General features: G+C 64.6%; 20 protein-coding genes. 12 read left to right on the forward strand and 8 right to left on the reverse strand.

Annotated elements, in window-relative coordinates:
- Positions 1 to 6 precede the first annotated feature (6 nt).
- Positions 7 to 972, reverse strand: coding sequence for a hypothetical protein (locus O7A05_RS15665; RefSeq protein ID WP_337093969.1), 966 nt, complete (start codon positions 970 to 972; stop codon positions 7 to 9).
- Between the two features lie 162 nt (positions 973 to 1,134).
- On the opposite strand from O7A05_RS15665, the gene O7A05_RS15670 reads away from it, so the two are divergent.
- On the forward strand, positions 1,135 to 1,719 hold the full coding sequence (locus tag O7A05_RS15670; protein WP_337093970.1) for a nitroreductase family protein: 585 nt from the start codon (positions 1,135 to 1,137) through the stop codon (positions 1,717 to 1,719).
- Between the two features lie 74 nt (positions 1,720 to 1,793).
- Entirely contained in the window at positions 1,794 to 2,468 is a 675-nt protein-coding gene (locus O7A05_RS15675) for a methyltransferase family protein (RefSeq protein ID WP_337093971.1), read from the forward strand.
- A 2-nt stretch (positions 2,469 to 2,470) separates the two neighbouring features.
- Here the strand turns inward: O7A05_RS15675 and O7A05_RS15680 are convergent, their stop codons facing one another.
- Entirely contained in the window at positions 2,471 to 3,352 is an 882-nt protein-coding gene (locus O7A05_RS15680) for an HpcH/HpaI aldolase/citrate lyase family protein (RefSeq protein WP_337093972.1), read from the reverse strand.
- Positions 3,352 to 3,804, reverse strand: a complete 453-nt coding sequence (locus O7A05_RS15685) for a MaoC family dehydratase (RefSeq protein ID WP_337093973.1) — start codon at positions 3,802 to 3,804, stop codon at positions 3,352 to 3,354. Before O7A05_RS15685 ends, O7A05_RS15680 begins: the two co-directional genes overlap by 1 nt.
- Positions 3,805 to 3,956: 152 nt before the next feature.
- Here O7A05_RS15685 and O7A05_RS15690 point away from each other — a divergent pair, with 152 nt between their 5' ends.
- Positions 3,957 to 5,078, forward strand: a complete 1,122-nt coding sequence (locus O7A05_RS15690) for a DUF2336 domain-containing protein (RefSeq protein ID WP_337093974.1) — start codon at positions 3,957 to 3,959, stop codon at positions 5,076 to 5,078.
- Positions 5,079 to 5,097: 19 nt separating this feature from the next.
- Here the strand turns inward: O7A05_RS15690 and O7A05_RS15695 are convergent, their stop codons facing one another.
- From O7A05_RS15695 to parE, 3 genes are all read right to left on the reverse strand, one after another.
- Positions 5,098 to 5,535 carry a VOC family protein gene (locus O7A05_RS15695; protein WP_224631831.1) on the reverse strand — a complete coding sequence of 146 codons (438 nt, stop codon included), beginning with the start codon at positions 5,533 to 5,535 and terminating at the stop codon, positions 5,098 to 5,100.
- A gap of 81 nt (positions 5,536 to 5,616) precedes the next feature.
- Complete coding sequence (locus O7A05_RS15700) at positions 5,617 to 7,698, reverse strand: FUSC family protein (protein ID WP_337093975.1); 2,082 nt, start codon at positions 7,696 to 7,698, stop codon at positions 5,617 to 5,619.
- 43 nt (positions 7,699 to 7,741) lie between these two features.
- On the reverse strand, positions 7,742 to 9,796 hold the full coding sequence (parE, locus tag O7A05_RS15705; RefSeq protein WP_337093976.1) for a DNA topoisomerase IV subunit B: 2,055 nt from the start codon (positions 9,794 to 9,796) through the stop codon (positions 7,742 to 7,744).
- Positions 9,797 to 10,051: 255 nt separating this feature from the next.
- Between parE and cpaB the strand changes: the two genes are divergently transcribed.
- From cpaB to O7A05_RS15745, 8 genes are all read left to right on the forward strand, one after another.
- Positions 10,052 to 10,966, forward strand: a complete 915-nt coding sequence (cpaB, locus tag O7A05_RS15710; RefSeq protein ID WP_337093977.1) for a Flp pilus assembly protein CpaB — start codon at positions 10,052 to 10,054, stop codon at positions 10,964 to 10,966.
- A gap of 29 nt (positions 10,967 to 10,995) precedes the next feature.
- Positions 10,996 to 12,435 carry a type II and III secretion system protein family protein gene (locus O7A05_RS15715; RefSeq protein WP_415927016.1) on the forward strand — a complete coding sequence of 480 codons (1,440 nt, stop codon included), beginning with the start codon at positions 10,996 to 10,998 and terminating at the stop codon, positions 12,433 to 12,435.
- A gap of 3 nt (positions 12,436 to 12,438) precedes the next feature.
- On the forward strand, positions 12,439 to 12,711 hold the full coding sequence (locus tag O7A05_RS15720) for a hypothetical protein (RefSeq protein WP_337093978.1): 273 nt from the start codon (positions 12,439 to 12,441) through the stop codon (positions 12,709 to 12,711).
- Between the two features lie 13 nt (positions 12,712 to 12,724).
- Positions 12,725 to 13,939 (forward strand): AAA family ATPase, encoded by a 1,215-nt coding sequence (locus tag O7A05_RS15725; protein ID WP_337093979.1) that lies wholly within the window; start codon positions 12,725 to 12,727, stop codon positions 13,937 to 13,939.
- Entirely contained in the window at positions 13,936 to 15,357 is a 1,422-nt protein-coding gene (locus O7A05_RS15730; RefSeq protein ID WP_337093980.1) for a CpaF family protein, read from the forward strand. The genes O7A05_RS15725 and O7A05_RS15730 overlap by 4 nt, the downstream gene beginning before the upstream one ends.
- Before the next feature lie 4 nt (positions 15,358 to 15,361).
- The gene (locus tag O7A05_RS15735; RefSeq protein ID WP_224511435.1) at positions 15,362 to 16,327 is read left to right on the forward strand and encodes a type II secretion system F family protein; all 966 of its coding nucleotides are present in this window, start codon (positions 15,362 to 15,364) and stop codon (positions 16,325 to 16,327) included.
- Between the two features lies 1 nt (position 16,328).
- Complete coding sequence (locus O7A05_RS15740; protein WP_337093981.1) at positions 16,329 to 17,291, forward strand: type II secretion system F family protein; 963 nt, start codon at positions 16,329 to 16,331, stop codon at positions 17,289 to 17,291.
- A gap of 191 nt (positions 17,292 to 17,482) precedes the next feature.
- A complete protein-coding gene (locus tag O7A05_RS15745; RefSeq protein ID WP_337093982.1) occupies positions 17,483 to 17,956 on the forward strand; it encodes a tetratricopeptide repeat protein in 474 nt (157 codons plus the stop codon).
- Between the two features lie 155 nt (positions 17,957 to 18,111).
- On the opposite strand, the gene O7A05_RS15750 is transcribed toward O7A05_RS15745, so the two are convergent.
- Positions 18,112 to 18,261, reverse strand: a complete 150-nt coding sequence (locus tag O7A05_RS15750) for a hypothetical protein (protein ID WP_337093983.1) — start codon at positions 18,259 to 18,261, stop codon at positions 18,112 to 18,114.
- A 63-nt stretch (positions 18,262 to 18,324) separates the two neighbouring features.
- Between O7A05_RS15750 and O7A05_RS15755 the strand changes: the two genes are divergently transcribed.
- Positions 18,325 to 19,308 (forward strand): GGDEF domain-containing protein, encoded by a 984-nt coding sequence (locus O7A05_RS15755; RefSeq protein WP_337093984.1) that lies wholly within the window; start codon positions 18,325 to 18,327, stop codon positions 19,306 to 19,308.
- A gap of 7 nt (positions 19,309 to 19,315) precedes the next feature.
- On the opposite strand, the gene gcvP is transcribed toward O7A05_RS15755, so the two are convergent.
- The gene (gcvP, locus tag O7A05_RS15760; RefSeq protein ID WP_337093985.1) at positions 19,316 to 22,126 is read right to left on the reverse strand and encodes an aminomethyl-transferring glycine dehydrogenase; all 2,811 of its coding nucleotides are present in this window, start codon (positions 22,124 to 22,126) and stop codon (positions 19,316 to 19,318) included.
- Positions 22,127 to 22,143 lie beyond the last annotated feature (17 nt).

The following is a 22,143-nucleotide window of genomic DNA, read 5'->3' on the forward strand; positions in this document are numbered from 1 at the left end:
TAAAAGCTAGTCCGCGCCTTCCTCGGGATCGATGGCGGACTGTTCATTGGCCACGACCTCGATTTCCTGGTTCTGGCCGGCAACGACCCTGAAATCCTTCTGATAGATGCGGTCGCGGTTCTTGGCGATGATTGTGTACTGGCCCTCGGCCAGCACCATCGAGGCGAAGGCGCCGACCGCTTCCTTGATCGGATCACCGCTCTCGTTGAGCAATGACCAGGACGTGTCGGCGATGGCCTCGCCGCCGGGCTCGCGCACCAGCTTCATCGTCATCTCGGCGGCCCGGTGCTCCACGGTCGCTTCCGTCAGCTTGCCGGCCTCGACGCGGATGTCGGAGCGGATCACAGCGTTGACCGCGCCGTAGGTGGAGACGACATGGTAGGTGCCGGCGTTCAGCCGCACCACCGTGTTCGGCGCGACGTCGGGGGCGATCAGCGCCCGGTCGCCATTGGCCGCGGCCTGGCCTTCATAGATCGAGAAGCGCAATTTCTTCGGCGGGATGGGCGCGCCGCCCGATGTCACCGCGTCGAGCTTCAGGCCGCCGGCATCGAGCACAAGGCTTTCGCGCCTTGCCTCCTTGCCGACGGTGATGCGCTTGGTGGCGCCGGCGCGTCCGTAGGAGGCATGGACAAGATAGCTGCCGGGGTCGAGCTGGAACACGGCCGTGCCGCCATGGGCGGATGCCACCATCGGCAGCTTGCCGTCGCTGGCGGGCTGCGGCCTGAAGACCCGCCAGACAATGCCGCGGGTGATGTCGGCGCCCTTGTCGGTCAACTGCGCCGACAGCGTGATGGCGCCGCCATTGCCGAGCGCCAGCGGTCCCTCGGTCTTCGGCGTCGCGTAGCTCGAAATGCCTGGAAGCTTGATGTCGCCGATGTCGTTGGCGTTTTGGGCCAGCGCGAAGGAAACCGGCACCGCGAACAACGCAGCGACGAGTGCGATCACGAAAAGGCGCAGGGTCCCCTCAAACATGCCTTGCGTTGAAGCCCAAGGCGGTGGCAATTTCAAGGCCTAGAAGCGCGCCGCCCGGCGCGGCGGCTTCTTATCAGGCGCAAAACGCCACCGCCCGAGCCGCCCGACCTCCCGATGGCGTGCTTCAGCTCAAAATCGAATGCCTTCAGGAGACTTGCGCCCATGGCGTCGCCGATCATCGACTTTCTGCTCACCCGCAATTCCGCGCCGATCCCCGACCTCAAGGAGCCGGCCCCGAGCGATGCCGAGATCGCGACGATGATCGCGGCGGCCTCGCGCGTCCCCGACCATGGCCGGCTCGAGCCTTGGCGATTCATCCTGTATCGCGGCGAGGCGCGCGTCGAGATCGGCAAGAAGCTGGCGGCACTTGCCGAGCAGCGCGAAGGCCCGTTGCCGGAAGGACGGCGCAACCAGGAACTGGCGCGCTTCTCGCGCGCGCCGCTGGTGATCGGCGTGGTGTCGGTGCCGAGGGAGAACCCGAAGATCCCGCAATGGGAGATGTTCCTGTCGGGCGGCATGGCGGCCATGAACCTGATGATCTCGGCGAACGCGCTGGGCTATGGCACCAACATGATCAGCAACTGGTATTCCGACGTGCCGGAGGGCAGGGCGATCCTCGGGCTCTCGCCGCAGGAGCGCGTCATCGGCTTTGTCCATATCGGTTCCTATCAAGGGCCGGCGCCGGAGCGGCCCCGGCCCGATCCGGCGAAGCTCTACGCGGATTACGCCGGTCCCTGGGCCGGTTAGGACCTTTTGCGGATTTCCGGAGGAACGGCGCGGCGGGCGGCCAGTAGCGGCGGGGACGTCACGGAAGGTTGGTCATGATCTCGAGATTGGTTTTCCAGACATTCGTATGGTTCGGCATCATGGGCGTGCTGCTGTTTCTGTCGGCCGGCACGCTGCACTGGACCGGAGCCTGGGTGTACATAGTCGTGATGGTCGGACTGAGCCTTACCATGGGTGTGGCGCTGGCCCGGCGCGATCCAGGCCTGATGAATGAGCGTCTCCGCCCGCCGATCCAGAAGACCCAGACAGCGGCCGACAAGATATTGCTGAGCATATTGCTGCTCGGCATCTTCGCCTGGCTGGCCCTGATGGGGCTCGACTTCCGTTTCGGCTGGTCGGCAGCTCCCGTCTGGGTGCGGGTGGTCGGCGTGCTGGTCCTGCTCGTCGGTATCTGGATCTGCTATCTCACGATGCTGGAAAACAGCTTCGCTGCGCCTGTCGTGAAGATCCAGGACGAGCGTGGACAGCGGGTGATCACCACCGGTCCATACGGTTATGTCCGCCATCCGATGTATGCCGGCGCCATACTCTATTTCGCCGGCACGGCGCTGCTGCTTGGCTCCTGGTGGGGGCTGGCCTCGGTCCTCGCCTTCATCCTCCTGCTCGCCATCCGCACCTTCATCGAGGAAAAGACGTTGCGAACCGGCCTGCAAGGCTATGACGATTACGCCGCGCGCGTGCGCTACAAACTGATCCCGATGGTCTGGTAAGCTCAGGCAAGGCTGCCCGCCGCCCTGGCGCGAGCCAGCAAACGCTCGGCCAGCCGCAGATGCGGTCGGTCGTACATCTTGCCGTCGATGCCGACGACGCCCGGATTTCCCGCCGCCGCGAAGGCATCGACGATCGCCCGCGATCGCGCGACCGCTTCGGCGGATGGCGTGAAGGCGGCATTGATGACCGGCACTTGCGCGGGATGGATCGCCATCTTGCCGGTGAAGCCGTCGCGCTCGGCCTCTCGGCATTCTGTCTCGAAGGCGGCCATGTCGCGGAAATCAGGAAAGACGGTGTCGATCGCGGCGACTTCGGCCGCGCCCGCCGCCAGAATGGTCATGGTGCGCGCCAGGCGAAACACGTCAGTGTAGCGGCCGCTCTCGTCGCGGGCCGTGCGCGCGCCGATCGCGGCGGACAAATCCTCCGCGCCCCAGGTCAGGCCGGCAAGCCGCGGGCTCGTTCCGGCATAGCTTGCCGCCGCCAGCACGCCCGACGCGGTCTCGGTGATGATCGGCAGGATGCTTATGGTACCGTCCAGCAGCCCGTTTTCGGCCTCATGGACTCGCAGCTTTGCCGCCAGCTGCTGGACGTCCTGCCCGCTGTTCGATTTCGGCAGCATGATGCCGTCGGGCTTGGCCGGGACAAGAGCCGCAAGGTCGTCGTCTGTCAGGCCGGTGGAAAGATCGTTGACCCGCACATAGAAGGCCGAACCCGTCCGGTGCCTTTGGCTGGAGATGAAACCGGCTGCGGTCGCGCGTGCCGCTGCCTTGCTGGCGGCGGCGACCGAATCCTCGAGATCGACGATGACCACGTCGGCGCCGGCCTCGAATCCCTTTTCCAGCTTGCGCTCGGAATCGCCGGGCACGAACAGCAGCGAGCGCATCAGGCCGCCTTCCTCAGCATCATTGCCTGCCTGGTGCATTTGGCGACAAGAACGTCGTTCTGATTGTAGGCGCGGTGCTCGAACTCGACGATGCCCCGATCGGGTTTCGACTTGGAGTCGCGCACGGAGACGACCGTCGTTTCGACCCGGATGGTGTCGCCGTGGAATACGGGGTGCGGGAACACCGTTTCCCTCATGCCGAGATTGGCGACCGTGGTGCCGACGGTGATGTCGTTCACCGAAATGCCGATCATCAGGCCGAGCGTGAACAGCGAATTCACCAGCGGCTTGCCCCACTCGGTTTTCGCGGCAAAGTCGAAATCGATGTGCAAAGGCTGCGGGTTGAGCGTCATCACCGAAAACAGCATGTTGTCGCTCTCGGTCACGGTCTTGCGCAGCGTGTGGTGGAAGACATGGCCGACGACAAACTCTTCCAGATAAAGCCCGGCCATAGTTCGATCTCCTCCAATGTCGTTGCTTGATAGGCGTTGGCTGCGCCCCCATCAAGCCGGTTAAGAAACATGGTGAACCGTTCGTAAACCATTTCCAGCCTACCGTTCGCAATGGGGCCGGGATCTTTCCGGCGAGGGCGTAGCTGGTCAGTATGATTGTTTCGCACTTTCTAAAATGGGTTGACACGGCAAGGGTTTCCGAGCGCGCCGCCGCCGCGAGCGCGTTGGCGCGCGCCTATATCAATTCCGATCTGCCGTTCGAGGATCGCTGCGCCGCAGAGGCGGCGCTGACGCTGCTTCTGGATGACACTTCCTCCAAGGTGCGCCTGGCGCTTGCCGAGGCGCTGTCGATGAGCCATCACGCGCCGCCGCAGGTGATCAGCGCTCTGGCCGCCGACCAGCCGGAAGTGGCGGCGCTGGTGATCGCGCGTTCGCCGCTGCTTACCGATGCCGACCTGGTCGAGCGCGTCGCCTGCGGCCAGAAGGCGACGCAGAAGCTGATTGCCAACCGTCCGGTGGTGTCGATGTCGCTGGCGGCGGCAATCGCCGAGATCGGCGAACCGGAAGCCTGCGCCGTGCTGATTAGCAACAGCGGTGCCGAGATTGCTTCGCTCAGCTTCCGCCGCATGGCCGAGCGGCATGGCCACCTGCCGCTGGTGCGCGAGGCGCTGATCGCCGATCGGCGCCTGCCTGCCGACTGCCGGCACATGCTGCTGGTCAAGCTCGGCGAGACCCTGAAAGGATCGCCCCTGGTGCTGGCGATGATGGGGGCGGCGCGTGCCGATCGCGTCATGCGCGATGCCTGCGTGAAGGCCTCGGTCACGCTGATCGAGGGAACGCGCATGGAGGAGCATGCCGCGCTGATCGAGCATCTGCGGCTGCGCGGCGACCTCACCGCCGGTTTCATCATCCGCACCATCGCGCATGGCAAGGTCGACTTCTTCGGCTCGACGCTGGTGGCTTTAGCCCAACAGTCCGAGCAGCGGGTGACCGCGCTTCTCGCCGGCGGGCACGACGTGGCGCTGCAGGCGCTGTTCCGTAGCGCCGGGCTAGCGCCGGCCACGCATGGCATCATCCTGCGCGCGCTGAAAGTCTGGCGCGAGGTCGCCAACGGCCGGCGTGTGGCCGGCGTCCAGGAAGTGAGCTGGCTGATGCTGAAGGAGCTCGGCGGCCAATCGGCCGAGGGCGATCTTGCCGGGCTGGTGAAGTCGATCCATCTCGACGCGCTGCGCGAAAACGCGCGCGGACATGCGCTGGCCATCGCCGCGGCCTAGGCGGATTGACGATCAGGTCTCAACTGAGTTCCTGGGCGAGTCCGATGAGAAGCCCTTCAGGCCCACGGATGTAGCAAAGCCGATACGCGTCCTTATACCGGACGACTTCGCCGACGAGTTCAGCGCCGCGCTTGCGGAGCCTCTCAATCGTGTCGTCGATGTCGTCCACGGCGAACATGACGCGGAGATAACCCAATGCGTTCACCGGGGCATTGCGGTGATCCGCGATGACGGGCGGCTTGATGAAGCGGGACAGCTCGAGTCGGCTGTGGCCGTCGGGCGTGCGCATCATGGCGATCTCGACGTGCTGATCGCCGAGCCCGGTGACACGCCCGGCCCATTCTCCTTCGATCGTGGCACGCCCTTCGAGTTCAAGGCCAAGCTCACGAAAGAAATCAACCGTCGCGTCGAGGTCTTCAACGACGATTCCGATGTTGTCCATCCGCTTGAGCGCCATGTGTCCAACCTAAAAGGTGTCTACCAGTCCAACAAGGACCTATTCCCGGAAGGGGTCGGACCCGGGCACGTCCCGATCTGGTTAAGCGCGACCCTTCGCGAAGAAATCCGGATAGTCCTCCATCGCCGCGGCGATGATGCGCAGCGAGGCGGCGATCTGCAGCATTTCGAGCCGGTCGCTGCGTTGGGCGATGCTGGCCGCATATTGCCTCGCCACCGCTACGGGCGCGGTCTGCGGCTCGCCCGGTCGCCGAAACAGCAATTCGCGCGCCAGGCCGCGCAGGAAATTGCCGATGAACTCGACTGTTTCGCGCGGGATGGCGGAGTTCAGCTGCGCCTGGCGCAGCCGCAGCACCTCGAGCCCAACGGTGACGGCGGCGATGCTTCCGCCAAGCATGGGGTCGCCCTTGCGGCCCGTCTGCTGCACCTGCGGCATCAACTGGTTGATCCGGTCATAGGCGAGGCTTTCGAAGGCTGAGCGCCGGGGTATCCGCTCATGCAGGCAAAGCCTGGCCAGATCCTCACGCATCGCCTGCGAGATGCGCTCCACGGTGACCCAGGGATCGGCCGGCAGCACGACGATGAAGACGCCGATCGCAATCAGGATGCCGACCAGGATCGAGGCCGAGCCGGCGAAGAACGGCCCGGGATCATAGATCATCTGCTGATGCGGACTGAGGAAGGCGAGGAAGTTGATGGCGAAGGCGGTGGCGACGCCGACATGGCGCGGATTGGCCATGCCGAGCGCTGCGGGCACCAGGATCGGCACGACGAAGAGCGTGAACCAGCCGAAGCCCGGCAGTGCCGGCAGCGCGACCTGGCCGACCAGAAATGCAAAAGGCAGCGCGATCAGCGTGCCGGTGAAGAAGCCCCAGGCGGACTGCACGGGATCGGGGCGCGATGCGAACAGGCTGGAGACGACGGCGACGAGGATGACGGTGCCGGCCGCTTCCGACCATTTGGTCGTCAGCCAGAAGATCGCCACGAGCAACGTCGCCAGCGCGGCGCGCACGGCATTGCGCCATGCGGCCTGGTAATCGCGGTGGACGACCAACGCCGGCTGGCCCCGCTCGCTCGATGTCCGGGAGACGGGCGACCGAAGCGCGTCAAGGCCGCGCATCACCTGCTTCAGCGCCTCGGCGAAATCGCCGGCGATGGTCAGGCGGGTGATGGTGCCGACCTTGTCTTCGCCGTTATCGTTGGGACCGGTATCGTTGGGCAGTTCGGGCATCTCCCTGGCCTTGCTCGCGATCGCGTCGAGCCGTGCCACCCATGGCCTCGTGTCATCGAGCGCTCCGGGCGTCGCCGCCAGTTCACCGACGAAGGCTTTCAATTCGCTGCGCATGGGAATGAGCGCTGCGTTCTTCGGCCTGCGGTGGCTGTGCAGGGCGCGCGCCGCCGAAAGCGCCCACAGAAGCTGGCCGATCGTGCGCCGCACCGAGTGGGCGCGGGTGGCGAAGCTCGGCGCCTCCAGCCGCGCATAGGTCCGCATCTCTGCGAGCGTCTGGGCATCGGCGATCAGCTTGCGCTGGAGCGCGGCAAGGCTTGCCGGATCGCCGCCGGAAAAGGCGCCACCGGCATATTCGGCGAGGTCGAGGATGCTGCGTTTCAGCCGGGAGATGATGGCGTCGGCCGCGAGCTTCGGCAGGATCAGCCGGCTGGTGACGCCGGCGCAGACGATGCCAAGCACGATCTCGGCGCACCGCGCGATCGCCAGTTCGACGACGATATGCGGCTGTCCAAGGGCCGGCAGGCTGATGATCATCGCCGTATAACCGGCAAGCGCGGCGCCATAGGCTTCCGGGTTGCGCAGCAGCGACGAGACCAGCGTGCAGACGCCGATCCACAGCGCCAGCACGGTGACAAGCAGCCACGGATTGGCGCCGAACAGTGAGGTGATGCCGATGGCGGCCAAGCCGCCCGCCAGCGTGCCGAGCAGCCGGTAGAAGCCCTTCGCCAGCACCATGCCGGCCACCGGTTGCGCGACGATGAACACCGTCATCATCGCCCATTGCGGATGGTCGAGCTTCAGCGCGTAAGAGGCAAGAAGCGCGATCAGCCCCGCCGAAACCGTGCGCAAGGCGAAAATCCAATCCGAACGGGTCGGCTGTGCCAGGCCGCTTAACGGTGTCTCGGCAAGCTCTTTCAGCCGCGCCCAGGTCACATGCCCGTCTCCATGCCGGAGCCTGTTATGGACCGGACGGCGTTCAGATATCCAGCACGTCCGTCTCGGCGAATTCGGCGCGCTCCTGGATGAAGCGGAAACGCGCCTCGGGCTTGGTGCCCATCAGCGCGTCGACGGCATCCTTGGTGGCCTGCTCGGCATCGATCACATCGACCCTCAGAAGCGTGCGCTTCTTCGGATCCATCGTGGTCTCCTTGAGCTGTGAGGCCATCATCTCGCCCAGGCCCTTGAAGCGGCCGATCTCGACCTTGCCGCGTCCGGTGAACTCGGTGCGCAGCAATTCGTCCTTGTGCGCGTCGTCACGGGCATAGCCGACCTTGCCGCCTTGCCTGATTGAATAGAGCGGCGGCACGGCCATGTAGAGATGGCCGCCACGGATCAGGTTCGGCATTTCCTGATAGAAGAAGGTGATCAACAGCGAAGCGATGTGCGCGCCGTCGACGTCGGCGTCGGTCATGATGATCACGCGGTCGTAGCGCAGATCCTCGTCGCGGTATTTGGAGCGCGTGCCGCAGCCGAGTGCCTGGATCAGGTCGGAAATCTGCTGGTTGGCGGCAAGCTTGTCGTTGCCGGCGGAAGCGACGTTGAGGATCTTGCCGCGCAGCGGCAGCACTGCCTGGCTGGCGCGGTCGCGCGCCTGCTTGGCCGAGCCGCCGGCCGAGTCGCCCTCAACGATGAAGATCTCGGCGCCGGCTGCGGCGTTCTGTGTGCAATCGGCGAGCTTGCCCGGAAGGCGCAGCTTGCGCACCGCGCTCTTGCGCGAGACTTCCTTCTCCTGGCGGCGCCGAACGCGCTCGTCGGCGCGCGCGATGACCCAGTCGAGGAGCTTCGAGGCTTCCTGCGGATTGTCGGCCAACCAATGGTCGAACGGATCGCGGATGGCGTTCTCGACGATGCGCATCGCCTCGATCGTCGCCAGCCTGTCCTTGGTTTGGCCGACGAATTCCGGCTCGCGGATGAATACCGACAGCATGCCTGCGGCAGAAATCATCACGTCGTCGGTGGTGACGATCGAGGCGCGCTTGTTGCCGATGAGATCGGCATAGGCGCGCAGTCCGCGCGTCAGCACGTTGCGGAAGCCCGCCTCATGCGTGCCGCCTTCGGGGGTCGGAATGGTGTTGCAGTAAGAGTTGAGGAAACCATCGCCGCCGAACCAGGTGACGGCCCATTCGAGCGAACCGTGGCCGCCCTGCTTGTCACTCTTCCCGGCGAAAACCTCGCGCGTGACCTGGAATTCGTCGCCCAGCGTCGCCTTGAGATAATCCTTAAGGCCGCCGGGGAAATGGAACTCGGCCTTGGCCGGCGTCTTGTCCTTGTCCTTGATCAGTGACGGATCGCAGGTCCAGCGGATCTCGACGCCCCCGAACAAATAGGCCTTCGAGCGCGTCATGCGGTAAAGCCGCGCCGGTTCGAAGGCGGCGCCCTTGCCGAAAATCTGCTCGTCGGGATGGAAGCGGGTCTTCGTGCCGCGACGGTTGTGGACCTCGCCGAGGTGCTCGAGCCCGCTGACCGGGACGCCGCGGGAGAATCTTTGGCGGTAAAGTTGGCGACCCCGCGCGACCTCGACCTCGAGATGATCGGACAGCGCGTTGACGACCGAGACGCCGACGCCGTGCAAGCCGCCAGAGGTCTCGTAGACCTTGGAGTCGAACTTGCCGCCCGAATGAAGCGTGGTCATGATGACCTCGAGCGCCGGCTTCTTGAATTTCGGATGCGGGTCGACCGGGATGCCGCGGCCGTTGTCCGTGACGGTCAGGAATCCGTCGGCGGAAAGCTCGACGTCGATGAAGGTGGCATGGCCGGCCACCGCTTCGTCCATCGAATTGTCGATGACCTCGGCGAACAGGTGATGCATCGCCTTGTCGTCGGTGCCGCCGATATACATGCCCGGACGGCGGCGCACCGGCTCGAGCCCTTCCAGCACCTCGATATCGGCGGCGCTGTAGCTTTCGCTGCCGTCGCGGGTGGCGGTGGAACGCTTCGCGGCCTGCACCAGCGGATCGGCGGGCCGCGAGGGCGCGCGCACTTGCTGTGCCGGCTTTTCCATCTTGCCGAAGAGGTCGTTGTTGTCGTCCATGCGAGGCCTAGCGTCCGGTAATGCGAATCATTCGTGGATACTGCCACGCTTTTGGCGGGCGAACGAGTTCCTGTTCCGTTCAGGGATTCAAACTGTCTCTTATTCCAAAACCATTCGATAACCAAGCCGGCCGAAATAGGGCGGTCGGCGGGTCGCGGGATTCCTGATTCTTTAACATTAACGCCTAGCGTGAGGCCCAACCAACAAAAGACCACGGGCGTCAGGGATTCCATTGTGAGGGGCAGGGCCATAACCATGATCGGCATCGCCGCCGTTTTCGGCGCGATCTCGATCTTTGCCGCGGATTTCTGGGTCAAAAGCCAGGCGAAGGCTCAACCAGAGGTCAAGGTCGTCGTGGCGCCGCAGCAGCCCAAGGTCGAGTTCAAGACCATCGTGGTGGCTCAAGCGCCGCTGCGCTACGGCATGGAGCTCGGCCGACCGCAGCTCGCCGAGATTCCGTGGCCGCAGGATTCCGTGCCGCAAGGTGCCTTCCCGACCATCGACAAGCTGCTCGCCGACGGCAGCCGGGTCGTGCTGTCGCCGATCGAGGTCAACGAACCGGTCTTGCTCACCAAACTGTCGGGACCGAACGGGCGCGCCACCCTTTCCAACATGCTGTCGCCGGGAATGCGGGCCGTCACCATCCGCACCGACGAGATCGCCGGCGTCGGTGGTTTCATCACGCCGGGAGACCGCGTCGACGTCGTCCTGACGCGCGACGCTGGCGATATCCAGGAAGTATCCAAGAATGCTCAAGGGGCTGCCGGCTCGACGGTGACGTCCGAGGTCGTCGTCGCCGACGTCAAGGTGCTTTCGGTCGGGCAGGGCGCCGACGAGCGCAAGACCGAGCCGCAAGTCGCCAATTCGGTGACCATCGAGGTGACCAACGAAGGGGCGCAGAAAGTGGCGCTCGCCCGCACCGTCGGCACCTTGTCGCTATCCTTGCGGTCCGCGGCCGACGCCAGCGCCAGCAAAAGCGGGCTGACGACCATCTCGTCCTTCGGCGGTTCGGTTGCCGCAAGCGCACAGGCAAGCGCGGCCTCGCTCGTCAATGCGGTGACGAAGGACCAGGACGAGCCGAAATTCAGGACGGTGATCGTGACGCGTGGCGACAAGGTCGAGGAATACAAGGTTCCTTCGCGGCAACCGCCGCAGGAACTGCAGCAATAGCCGGTGGGGACCGGCGGGGACGGGGCAGGATGTTCGGGTTTGATGCATTTCGGACGACCGGGGGATGGCGTCTTCTCGGCGCGATCGTGCTGGTGGCGGCAATGCTTGGCGTCGCCGCGCCGGCAAAGGCGGGCAATGACGTCGTCTATGTCTCGGCGAACAAGAACGCCTCGATCAAGGTCGCCAAGGGCAAGCCGAAGACCATCATGACGAGCGCCGCCTTCTACCAGATCGTCATCGGCGATCCGGAGATCGCCAACGTCAACCCGCTGACCGACAAGTCCTTCTATGTGCTCGGCAACAATCTGGGCACCACCGGCATTGCCCTGTTCGACCAGAACAAGCAGCTTGTCGGCACTATCGACATCGAGGTGACGCTGGATACCGACCAGCTGGCCAGCACCATCCGCGCCAGCGTGCCCGACGCCAAGATCAAGGTCGGTTCGGCGAACGGTCGCGTCGTGCTGTCGGGCGAGGCCGACGATGCGGTCGCCGCCGACAAGGCCAGCAAGATCGCGTCGCGCTTTTCCGGCAACGAGGAAGTCATCAACTCGGTCAACATCTCGTCCTCGCAGCAGGTGCAGCTCAACGTCCGCTTCGTCGAGATCAACCGTCAGGCCGGCCAGGACCTCGGCGCCAAATATGCCGCCAATTTTGCCTATGGCATCGGCAACCGCAAAGTCGTGCTGAACCCGGGTGGGGGAGACCTGCCGGCTGCCGGAACAGGTGAGATCATCGGCAGCCTGCTGTCGAACGGCATTTCGATCGACATCGCCATCAAGGCACTGGAGGAACGCGGCCTTGCGCGGCGGCTGGCGGAGCCGAACCTGATTGCGCGTTCGGGCCAGACCGCAAGCTTCCTTGCCGGCGGCGAGTTCCCGATCCCGGTTTCCGAGGACAATGGCAAGATCAGCGTCACGTACAAGAAGTATGGCGTCGGCCTGGATTTCACGCCGACGGTGCTGAAGGACGGGCTGGTAAGCCTCGACATCGCGCCGGAAGTGTCCTCGATCGATCCGTCCGCTTCCATCCAAGTCAGCAGCGGCATTTCCATTCCGGCCTTCATCGTGCGCCGCGCCAGGACATCGGTCGATCTCAAGAACGGCCAGAGCTTCATGATCGCCGGCCTCCTGCAATCGCAGAACGACATCACGACGTCGCGGGTGCCTGGGATCGGCAAGTTGCCGGTGCTCGGTCCACTGTTTTCCTCGAAATCCTATCAGCGGCGCGAGACCGATCTGGTCATCATCGTCACGCCTTACCTGGTCAAGCCGGTCGATCCCTCGAAGAAGATGGTCGAGCCGACCGACGGCACCCAGCCGGCAAGTCCCGCCGATTACTTCCTGAACAACACTGACGAAGTGGACGCTTCGGCGCCGAAGCGTCCGGTGGCGCTGGCAGACGGCAGCGCCGCCCGCCCGGTGGCTGCCGCCACGTCCGGCCACTTCCTCGATCTGCCAAAGGACTAAGCCATGCGCATCCCCGCTTGCATCGCTCTGCTCCTGGCCGGTTTCGCCGGCGGTTGCACCAGCGACGATTATGTACGCGCCGAAGGGGTGACCTTGGCGGCCGGCAACGCGCAGGCATCCAACACTGTCATGCAGATGGTCGATCCATGGAAATACGGCGTGCAGAACACAAGGCTTCTGGTGCCGGCCCGGCGTCCGGGTTCGGAGAGCGTTGCCGTTGGCGCGAAAGCCGGCTCCGCGCCGTCATCGACGACATCATCAACCACATCGAACTGATGGGCTGACGCCGATGGCATCTGGTACCAAGACGAAGAAGATCCTGCTCGTTTCGACGGACAGGACGTTTCTGCAGGACACGCGGACCGCTTTTGCGGCCTCCGAGGTCATCGAGCTTTTGACGCTGGAAAAGAGCGTCAACGAGCTGCGCGGCGAGATCCTCGAAGCGGACTTCGGCACGGTCATCATCGACATGGACGCGGCCAAGCTCGAGGAAATCGAGTCGCTGCAGCGCGTCATGCGGCGGCTGGAAGGCAGCGTTCCGGTGGTCGTCGTCACGCAGGAATTCAACGCGGCGGCGGTGCGCATCCTGGTGCAGCTCAAGGTCGCCGATTTCCTGGTCAAGCCGATCACCACGGCCGACCTCGTGCGTTCCGTCATCCGTGCGCTGCAAGGGCCGGGGCGGGAAGAGAACACCGAATCGCATATCTATACTTTCATGCCGGCAGCCGGCGGCGTCGGCACCACCACGCTTGCCTTGCAGACGGCCTTCCAGTTGCATCATTCCGTGACGCGCGGCGCCTCGACATGCGTCGTCGATCTCAATTTTCAGCAGGGCGCCTGCGCCGAATATCTCGACCTCGAGCCGCGCTTCGACATCACGGAAATTGAGAACCAGCCGGAGCGCCTCGACCGGCAATTGCTTGATGTGATGCTGTCCAAGCATGCGAGCGGGCTATGTGTGCTTGCCGCTCCCACGCGCCCGTCCGAGATGCGCTCGTTCAAAACCGATGTCGTGGTGCGCATGCTCGACCTCGTGGCGGCCTATTTCGACAACGTCGTCATCGACATGCCGCGCACCTGGTTCCCCTGGACCGAGACGGTGCTGCTGGGTTCCAACAAGCTCTATATCGTCGCCGAGATGACGGTGCCCTGCCTGCGCCATACGCAGCGCCTGATCCAAGCCGTCTATGAGACAGCCGGCAAGGAAGTGAAGCCGAACGTCATCGTCAACCGCTTCGAGCAGAAGATGTTCGACAGCGGCATCAAGCAGGCCGACGTTCAGGAGATACTCGGCGAGCATTTCGTCGGCGGTATCTCCAACAACTACCGGCTGGTGCGCGAAGCGGTCGACCGCGGCGTGCCGCTGCACGCCATCGACCCCAATGCCAATGTCGTCAACGACCTGAAGAAGATCATCCTGCCGGAGGAGGCCATCCAGACCACGGTCAAGTCGAAATCGCTGTTCGGCCTGGGCAAGGGCTTGCTGAAGAGGAAGGCAGGATGAACAGCCGCTTTTCCAACCTGCAGAACCGCGATGTTCGTCCGCAGCGCGCGCCGGAGCCCGCGCCCACCACCCACCATGCGGTGATCATTCCGACGACTCGTAAGCCGGCGCCGCCAAAGCCTGAAGCGGCGCCCGCAAAGAGCGCCAACAAGGTGCTGGACGCACGCGTGCGTATACATCGTATGCTGCTCGAAGAGATCAACCTGGTCGCGCTCGAGCGGCTTCCCCGGGATGAAATGCGCCGTCAGGTGCATGATTTCGTTTCTGAAAAGACGCGCAATGAGCGGATGGCGATCAACAATGCCGAGCTCGACGCGCTGGTCGACGACATCGTCGACGAGATGGTCGGCCTCGGCCCGCTGGAGCCGCTGCTCAAGGACCCCGAGATCAACGATATCCTGATCAACGGCCACCAGAACTGCTTCGTCGAAAAACGCGGCAAGCTGCAGCAGGTTCACATCCCGTTCAAGGATGAGGCGCATCTGCTTCGAATCATTAATAAAATCGTCGCTGCTGTCGGCCGGCGCGTCGATGAATCGCAGCCGATGGTCGACGCCCGCATGCTCGACGGCTCCCGCTTCAACGCCGCGATTCGGCCGGTCGGCGTCGACGGGCCGCTGGTGTCGATCCGCAAATTCTCCAAAAACAAGCTCGGCCTGCACAAGCTCGTCGAATTCGGCGCCATCACACAGAACATGGCCGAGGTGCTGGCGGCGGCGGTGCATGCCCGCAAGACCACGATCATCTCCGGCGGCACCGGCACCGGCAAGACGACGATGCTCAATGCGCTGTCGGCCTTCATTCCGGAAGACGAGCGCCTGATCACCATCGAGGATGCGGCCGAACTGCAACTGCAGCAGCCGCATGTCGCGCGCATGGAAACGCGGCCCGCAAATATCGAGGGCCACGGCGAACTGAAGCAGCGCGACCTGGTCAAGAACGCGCTGCGCATGCGTCCCGACCGCGTCATCCTCGGCGAGTGCCGCGGCGAGGAAGCCTTCGACATGCTGCAGGCGATGAACACCGGTCACGAAGGCTCGATGGCCACCATCCATGCCAACACGCCGCGCGATGCCATCTCGCGCCTGGAACAGATGCTCGGCATGACCGGCATGCCGATGACCGTGCAGTCGATCCGCAGCCAGATATCAAGCGCCATCGACATCATCGTCCAACTGACGCGCCTTTCCGACGGCAAGCGCAAGGTGACCAGCGTCGCCGAGGTGACCGGCATGGAAGGCGACGTGATCCAGATGCAGGAGATCTTCCGCTTCGTGCGCACCGGCATGGAAGCGGACGGAAAGATACTCGGCCATTTCGAAGCGACCGGAATCCGCCCGCGCTTCCTCGAGGACCTGCGCAACATGGGCATCGAATTCCCGGGCAGGTATTTCGAGCCCGGCCGGCCGCAGGACTAGGCCGGTGTTCGAGGGATTCAGCCCGGTCTACGTCGTTTACGCCGCGGCGGCGCTCACCGGCATCATGATCGCCGAGGGTTGCTACCTGCTCTATGCCGGGCGCAGCGACAAGCGCACGGCCATCAATCGTCGCATGCGGCTCGCGGAGAATAAGATCAGCCAGGAGCAGGTGCTGATCCAACTGCGCAAGGAGCGCGGGATAGACGGTGGCAGTTCCATCTTTTCCCTCGACCGCTTCCACGCCCTGCGCACGCAGTCCGGCATGACCATGCCGCTACCGAAGTTCCTGACGATCACCGCGGGTGTGGCCGCGGCGCTGGCGCTTTTAGGCATCTGGAAGGGCCTGCCGCTCCTGTTCGGCCTCATCCTGTTTGTCGTGCTGTCGCCGGTACTGCCGGTGATGGTCATGCGCTTCATGCGCAAGCGCCGGCACAAGCGGTTCGGGATCCAATTGCCCGAGGCGTTGGAGCTCATCACGCGCGGCCTGAAGGCAGGCCATCCGGTGCCCGTGGCGATTGCCATGGTGGCGCGCGAGATGGCCGATCCGATCGGCACCGAGTTCGGCGTCGTTGCCGACGAGGTGACCTACGGCTCCGACCTGGTCTCGGCGCTGAACAATCTCTTCGACCGGGTGGGCCATGAGGACCTGCCGCTGTTCGTCACGGCGGTTTCGATCCAGAGCAGTTCGGGCGGCAATCTGCGCGAGATCCTCGACGGCCTGTCGGCGACGATCCGCGAGCGCGGCAAGCTGCGCCGCAAGGTGCGCGCCATTTCGACGGAAGGGCGTATGTCGGCTTACATCCTGACCGCGGTGCCGGTGCTTCTGTTCACCGCCATCATGGTGCTGATGCCGCAATTCTACCAGGATGTCTGGGACGTGCCGAAGACCTGGTACATGATGGGCGGCTCCATCGCCTGGCTGCTGCTCGGCAACGCCATCATGTTCAAGATGTCGAATTTCAGGTTCTGAGATGGAAGACGTCGTCCGCTTCCTCGCCTCGCTCGCGCCGACCTCGCTGGTGCCGGTCGCCGTGCTGCTCCTTGTGTTGGGCGCCGGCGCCGTAGCATGGCCGCTGGTGCTCGCCAAGGGCGATCGCGGCGAGGTCAAGCGACGGCTGAAGGTGGAGACATTGCAGCCGGCCGAGCAGGCGGAGCCCGCGCCCAAGAAAAGCACCAATGCCGTGCGCGAGAAGGCGGTGAAACGGGCGCAGGAGTTCTATGCCAAGAGCGATCCGGAAAATGTCGCCCGGCTGCGCATGAAACTCATCCAGGCCGGCTACATGGAGCCGCGCGCCGTCGGCATGTTCTTCCTCATCCGTTTCGCCACCTTGGTCGGCGCGGCGCTCGGCTCATTCCTGATCAACCACTGGGCGGCCAGTGCCGAATCGACCATGACCAGCCGCTGGACCTTCATCATCCTGTCCGGCGCCGGCGGCTATTTCCTGCCGGGCCTGGTGCTGACGCAGAAAATTCGGGACAAGATGCGCGAATACCGCAACGGTTTTCCCGATTTCATGGATTTGATGATCGTCTGTTCCGATGCCGGCATGAGCATGGAGGCCGGTATCGAGCGGGTCTCCAAAGAGCTTGCCAGGACCTATCCGTCGCTCAGCCAGAACCTGATCCTGGTGTCGCTGGAACTGCGGGCCGGGCGCAGCCTCGACGATGCGCTGAAGGCGCTTGCTGACCGCCTCAGCCTCGACGAGGTCCGCTCCTTCGCGACGCTGCTGCAGCAATCCAAGGAGCTCGGCACCAGCCTGTCGGGCTCGCTGCGCGTCTTTTCCGACGAAATGCGGCACAAGCGCATGTCGCTGGCCGAGGAGAAGGCTCATGCCCTGCCGGCCAAGATGTCGGTCCCGGTGACGGTCTGCATCCTGCCGGTGGTGCTGATGGTCGCTATCATACCGATCATCGTGAAGCTGAGCGCACACTGAGGTGCGTTGATATTCAGGTGAGGCCGGCCTGGCCTGAATATCAACATGGCTCAAAGCCGACGCGAGCGCTGGTTAACGCATCCTTGGCGCGCAACCTAATTTTAGCTGCATTTCGGCACCGAAGCTTAATCGCTTTCCTGTAGTTTTTTTCCTGAAGAACGACCGGGCAAATCGGGCGATGGGGCAGGGGCATGCGTCAGAGACTTCCCAGGGCAGCGGCGGTGTTGGCGGCCGTCTTGATGATTACCGGCTGCACGACGAACAACAACGTCGACACGACCAAGACCACGGCGATCCAGCCGGTGGCCAAGGATGTCAGCGCCAACGACCTGGTCGAAGGCAAGGCGCAGTTCCGCGAGGCGAATTTCGGCCTTGCCGAACAGCATTTCCGCAAGGCGGTCGAGCTCAAATCCGACAATGCCGAGGCCTGGATGGGGCTTGCCGCATCCTATGACGAGCTTGGCCGCTTCGACTTCGCCGATCGCGCCTACGCGCAGCTGTTGAAGGTCGCCGGGCGCAAGCCGCAGATCGTCAACAATATGGGTTATTCGCAGCTTCTGCGCGGCAACAAGAAAAGGGCGCGCGCGCTGCTGCTCGAGGCCAAGGCCGGCATGGCCGACCAGACGGTGGTCAACGCCAATCTGGCGCTGCTCGACAAGGGCTGATCCGTCAGCGGGTTCGCGTATTCCGTGTACCGCCACGGGATTTCGCCTCACATGTCGACGCTTTGTAAACCCTGTGTCGAGGTAGCGCTGGGCATCGGCCGAAAACGGTTTGCGCCAGCCGCCGCTAGCCTACATTGAGGGGACCCGGGCACCGGCTACGCTAGAGGCAGTTCTTCACGGATGTTGGATTTCAGTTCGCTTCTGCTTGCGGCGGCGCTGTCGGGCATATGCCTCAGCATCACCATGTTCGCGATCTGGCTCACCGCGCCGAGGGCGCGCTTCGTCCTTACGGTCGCCTGCGGCATCTTGGTGCTCGTCGCCCATGTCGTCGGTTTCTGGCGCTACAGCAAGGATGCCGATCCCTGGCTGTGCCAGGTCGTGCTCGCGCTGCTGACCTGGGTTTCCTGGCCCTCTGCCTGTCGGCCATGCAGTATCTCGGCTTTCGCGACTACCGCCGCGTCGTCGTGCCGACGCTGGCCGCGATGGCTGTCTGCGCGATCGTCACTTTTGTCGGTTTCGACGGCATCGGCTTCCAGATCACCTATGCGGCCGTGACGGCGCTGCTCGCGGCGATCGGGACGATGTTCTGGATGAAGGGGGATCACGACCGCCGGATCCTGCTTGTCGTTTCGTTTCTCAGCGGCGCCTGCGGCTTGTCCTTCGCCCTGTGCGGCCTGGCGCTGCTGATGCAAGGGCAATGGGTGCTGGGTGCGGCGCCCGACAATTGGGCGGAGCGGTTGAACTCCGTCGTCGCGGTCGCCTGCATGACAGGCCTCGGCGCGCTGACGCTTTCGCTGCACCATCTGCAGGCGCAGATCGAGCTCAAGGCGGAGACGATGACCGATCCGCTGACCGGCCTGATGAACCGCCGAGCGCTCAACGAGCTCTACGGCGACCGCAGCTTCGGTCCGTTCATGGCGATCGCCATGTTCGATCTCGACCATTTCAAGATGACCAACGACGTCTTCGGCCACCCCGTCGGCGACCAGGTGCTTTGCCGCTTCGCGGCGGTGATCAGGAAATACGGCAGGTCCGGGGTCGACGCCTTCCGCTTGGGCGGCGAGGAATTCGCGCTCGTCATGTCGCGCGTGACGCCGGAAAAGGCGCATGACATGGCAAGCCGGATCGGCGTCGCATTCGGCACAGAGGTCGTTCCAACCCATCGCGGTCCGCTGCGCAGCAGCGTCAGCGGCGGCATGGGATTCGGCTCGATCGCGGGTCGTCCTTTGAACGAGGTGCTGGCGCAAGCCGACGCCGCGCTTTATGCGGCCAAGCGTGCCGGGCGCAACCGCGTCATTGCTCAGCTCCCAGCGGACCGGCCCGATGCCGGGCCGGCCCTGAAGACTGCCTGAGCAAACGCTACTCCGCGGCGCCGAGATACTCCGACAGCGGCGGGCAGGAGCAGACCAGGTTGCGGTCGCCGGCGACGTTGTCGATGCGCGAGACCGGCGGCCAGTATTTCGCCGCCAGATCGGCATCGCCCGTCGGATAGACCGCCTCCAGCCGTGAATAAGGATGCTTCCATTCACCGGCCAGCGCTTCCGCCGCGGTGTGCGGAGCGTTGACCAGCGGGTTGTCGGTGGACGGCCACTCGCCCTTCGCCACTTTCGCCGCCTCGCCGGCTATGGCGATCATCGCCTCGCAAAAACGGTCGAGCTCACGCTTGGGCTCGGACTCGGTCGGCTCGACCATCAGCGTGCCGGCAACCGGAAACGACATGGTCGGCGCATGGAAGCCGTAGTCGATCAGGCGCTTGGCGATATCGTCGACGCTGATGCCGGCGCTCTCCTTGAGCACGCGGGTGTCGAGGATGCACTCATGCGCGATGCGATCGCTCCGACCCTTGTAGAGCAGCGGGTAGTACGGCGCGAGGCGCGTCGCCACATAGTTGGCCGAAACAATCGCCGTTTCCGTCGCCTGCTTCAGGCCTGAGCCGCCCATCATGCGGATATACATCCAGGTGATCGGCAGGATCGACGCGCTGCCGAAAGGAGCCGCCGCCACGGCATGCGCCGAGCCCTCGGTGACATGGCCCGGCAGATAGGGTTTCAGATGCGCCCTGACGCCGATCGGGCCGACGCCCGGGCCGCCGCCGCCATGCGGGATGCAGAAGGTCTTGTGCAGGTTCATGTGGCAGACGTCGGCGCCGATGTCGCCGGGGCGGGCGAGGCCGACCAGAGCGTTGAGGTTGGCGCCGTCGAAGTAGACCTGGCCGCCATGCTCGTGGATCAGCGCACACAGATGGCGCGCGCCTTCCTCGTAGACGCCATGCGTCGAAGGATAGGTGAACATCAGCGCCGCGAGGTTCTTGGAATGCTCGTTGGCCTTGGCGCGCAGATCGTCCATGTCGATATTGCCGTCATCGAGGCAACGCACGACGACGACATTCATCCCGACCATCGCTGCGCTTGCGGGATTGGTGCCGTGCGCGGAAGAGGGGATCAGGCAAACGGTGCGGTGGCCCTCGCCGCGCGCGCGATGGTAGGCGCGGATGGCGAGCAGGCCGGCATATTCGCCCTGGCTGCCAGCATTGGGCTGCAGGCTGACGGCGTCGAACCCCGTGATCTCCGACAGCCAAGCCTCCAGATCGCCGGCCATCTTGCGATAGCCCGCCGAATGGCGGGCCGGCGCGAAGGGATGCAGGTTGGCGACGCTCGGCCAGCTCACCGGCATCATCTCGGCGGCGGCGTTGAGCTTCATGGTGCAGGAGCCGAGCGGGATCATGGCGCGGTCGAGCGCCAGGTCCTTGTCGGCCAGCCGGCGCAGGAAACGCATCATCTCGGTTTCGGAATGGTTGTCGTGGAAGACCGGCTGGGTCAGGAATCCCTTGCCGCGCGGCTTGCCGGGCATGGAGTTTCCTTGCGTCGCGCCGGGCTTGGCCCCGAACAGGGCGGCGATCGCCTCGAGATCGGCTTCCGTCGAGGTCTCGTCGAAGGCGATGCTGATATGGTCGGCATCGATGACGCGCAGCAGCCTACCGGTCTTCTCGGCGGCTTGCGCGATCAAAGCGGCTTTGCCCTTCACCTCGGCCGTCACCGTGTCGAAACGGCTCGAGCCGAGCACGGAAACGCCTGCTGCCCTGAGACCTGCGGCAAGACGGTCGGCAAGGCTATGGACCTGCCCGGCAATCGCCTGCAGGCCGGCAGGGCCGTGCCAGATCGCATAGGCCGTCGCCATGTTGGCCAGCAGCGCCTGCGCGGTGCAGATGTTGGAGGTGGCCTTGTCGCGGCGGATGTGCTGCTCGCGCGTCTGCAGCGCTAGCCGGTAGCCGGGGCGGCCCTTGGTGTCGGTCGACTGGCCGACGAGACGGCCGGGCATCAGGCGGGTCAGCCTGTCGGAGACGGCGCAATAGGCGGCGTGCGGACCACCGAAGCCCATCGGCACGCCGAAGCGCTGCATCGGACCGACGGCGATGTCGGCGCCGAGCTTCGCCGGCGCATCCGTCAGCGTCAGCGCCAGCGGATCGGCAATGAAGACGACCAGCGCGCCGGCGGCGCGGGCCCTCTCGATCGCCGCCTTGTGGTCGCCATAGACGCCGAACGTGTCCGGCCAGGAGACGAGCAGGGCGGCGGTGTTGTCGTCGATCGTCTCGCCATCGACCTCGATGCCGAGCGGCTCGGCGCGGGTGCGCACGACGTCCAGCGTCTGCGGATGCGGCGTGCCGGCAAGCGCTACCTTGGTGCGCTTGTCGCGGTGGTGGCGCAGCGCAATGCCGACGGCTTCGGCGACGGCGGTCGCCTCATCGAGCAGCGAGGCGGACGCCACCGGCAGGCCGGTGAGCTCGGTAACCAGGGTCTGGAAGTTGAACAGCATTTCCAGCCGGCCCTGGCTGATCTCGGCCTGGTAGGGGGTGTAGGCCGTGTACCAGGCCGGGTTCTCGAACAGATTGCGCTGGATGACCGGCGGCACGAAGACGCCATGATAGCCGGCGCCGATGAAGCTCTTCAGCACCGTGTTCTTCGCCATGATCGCAGACAGTTCGGCCAGCGCTTCCGCTTCGCTCGCCGGAGCGGGCAGGTCGAGCGGTTGGTCGAGGCGGATCGATCTCGGCACGGCCTGGCTGATCAGCGTTTCGACGGACGGAACGCCGAGCACGGCAAGCATGGCTCTGACATCGTTGACGCCCGGGCCGATATGGCGGGCCGAGAAGGGAGTAAGCGCTGCGGTCATGTCTTTATGTCCTGGTA

This window comes from Mesorhizobium argentiipisi (SeqCode), assembly GCF_037179585.1.
GTDB lineage: Bacteria > Pseudomonadota > Alphaproteobacteria > Rhizobiales > Rhizobiaceae > Mesorhizobium > Mesorhizobium argentiipisi.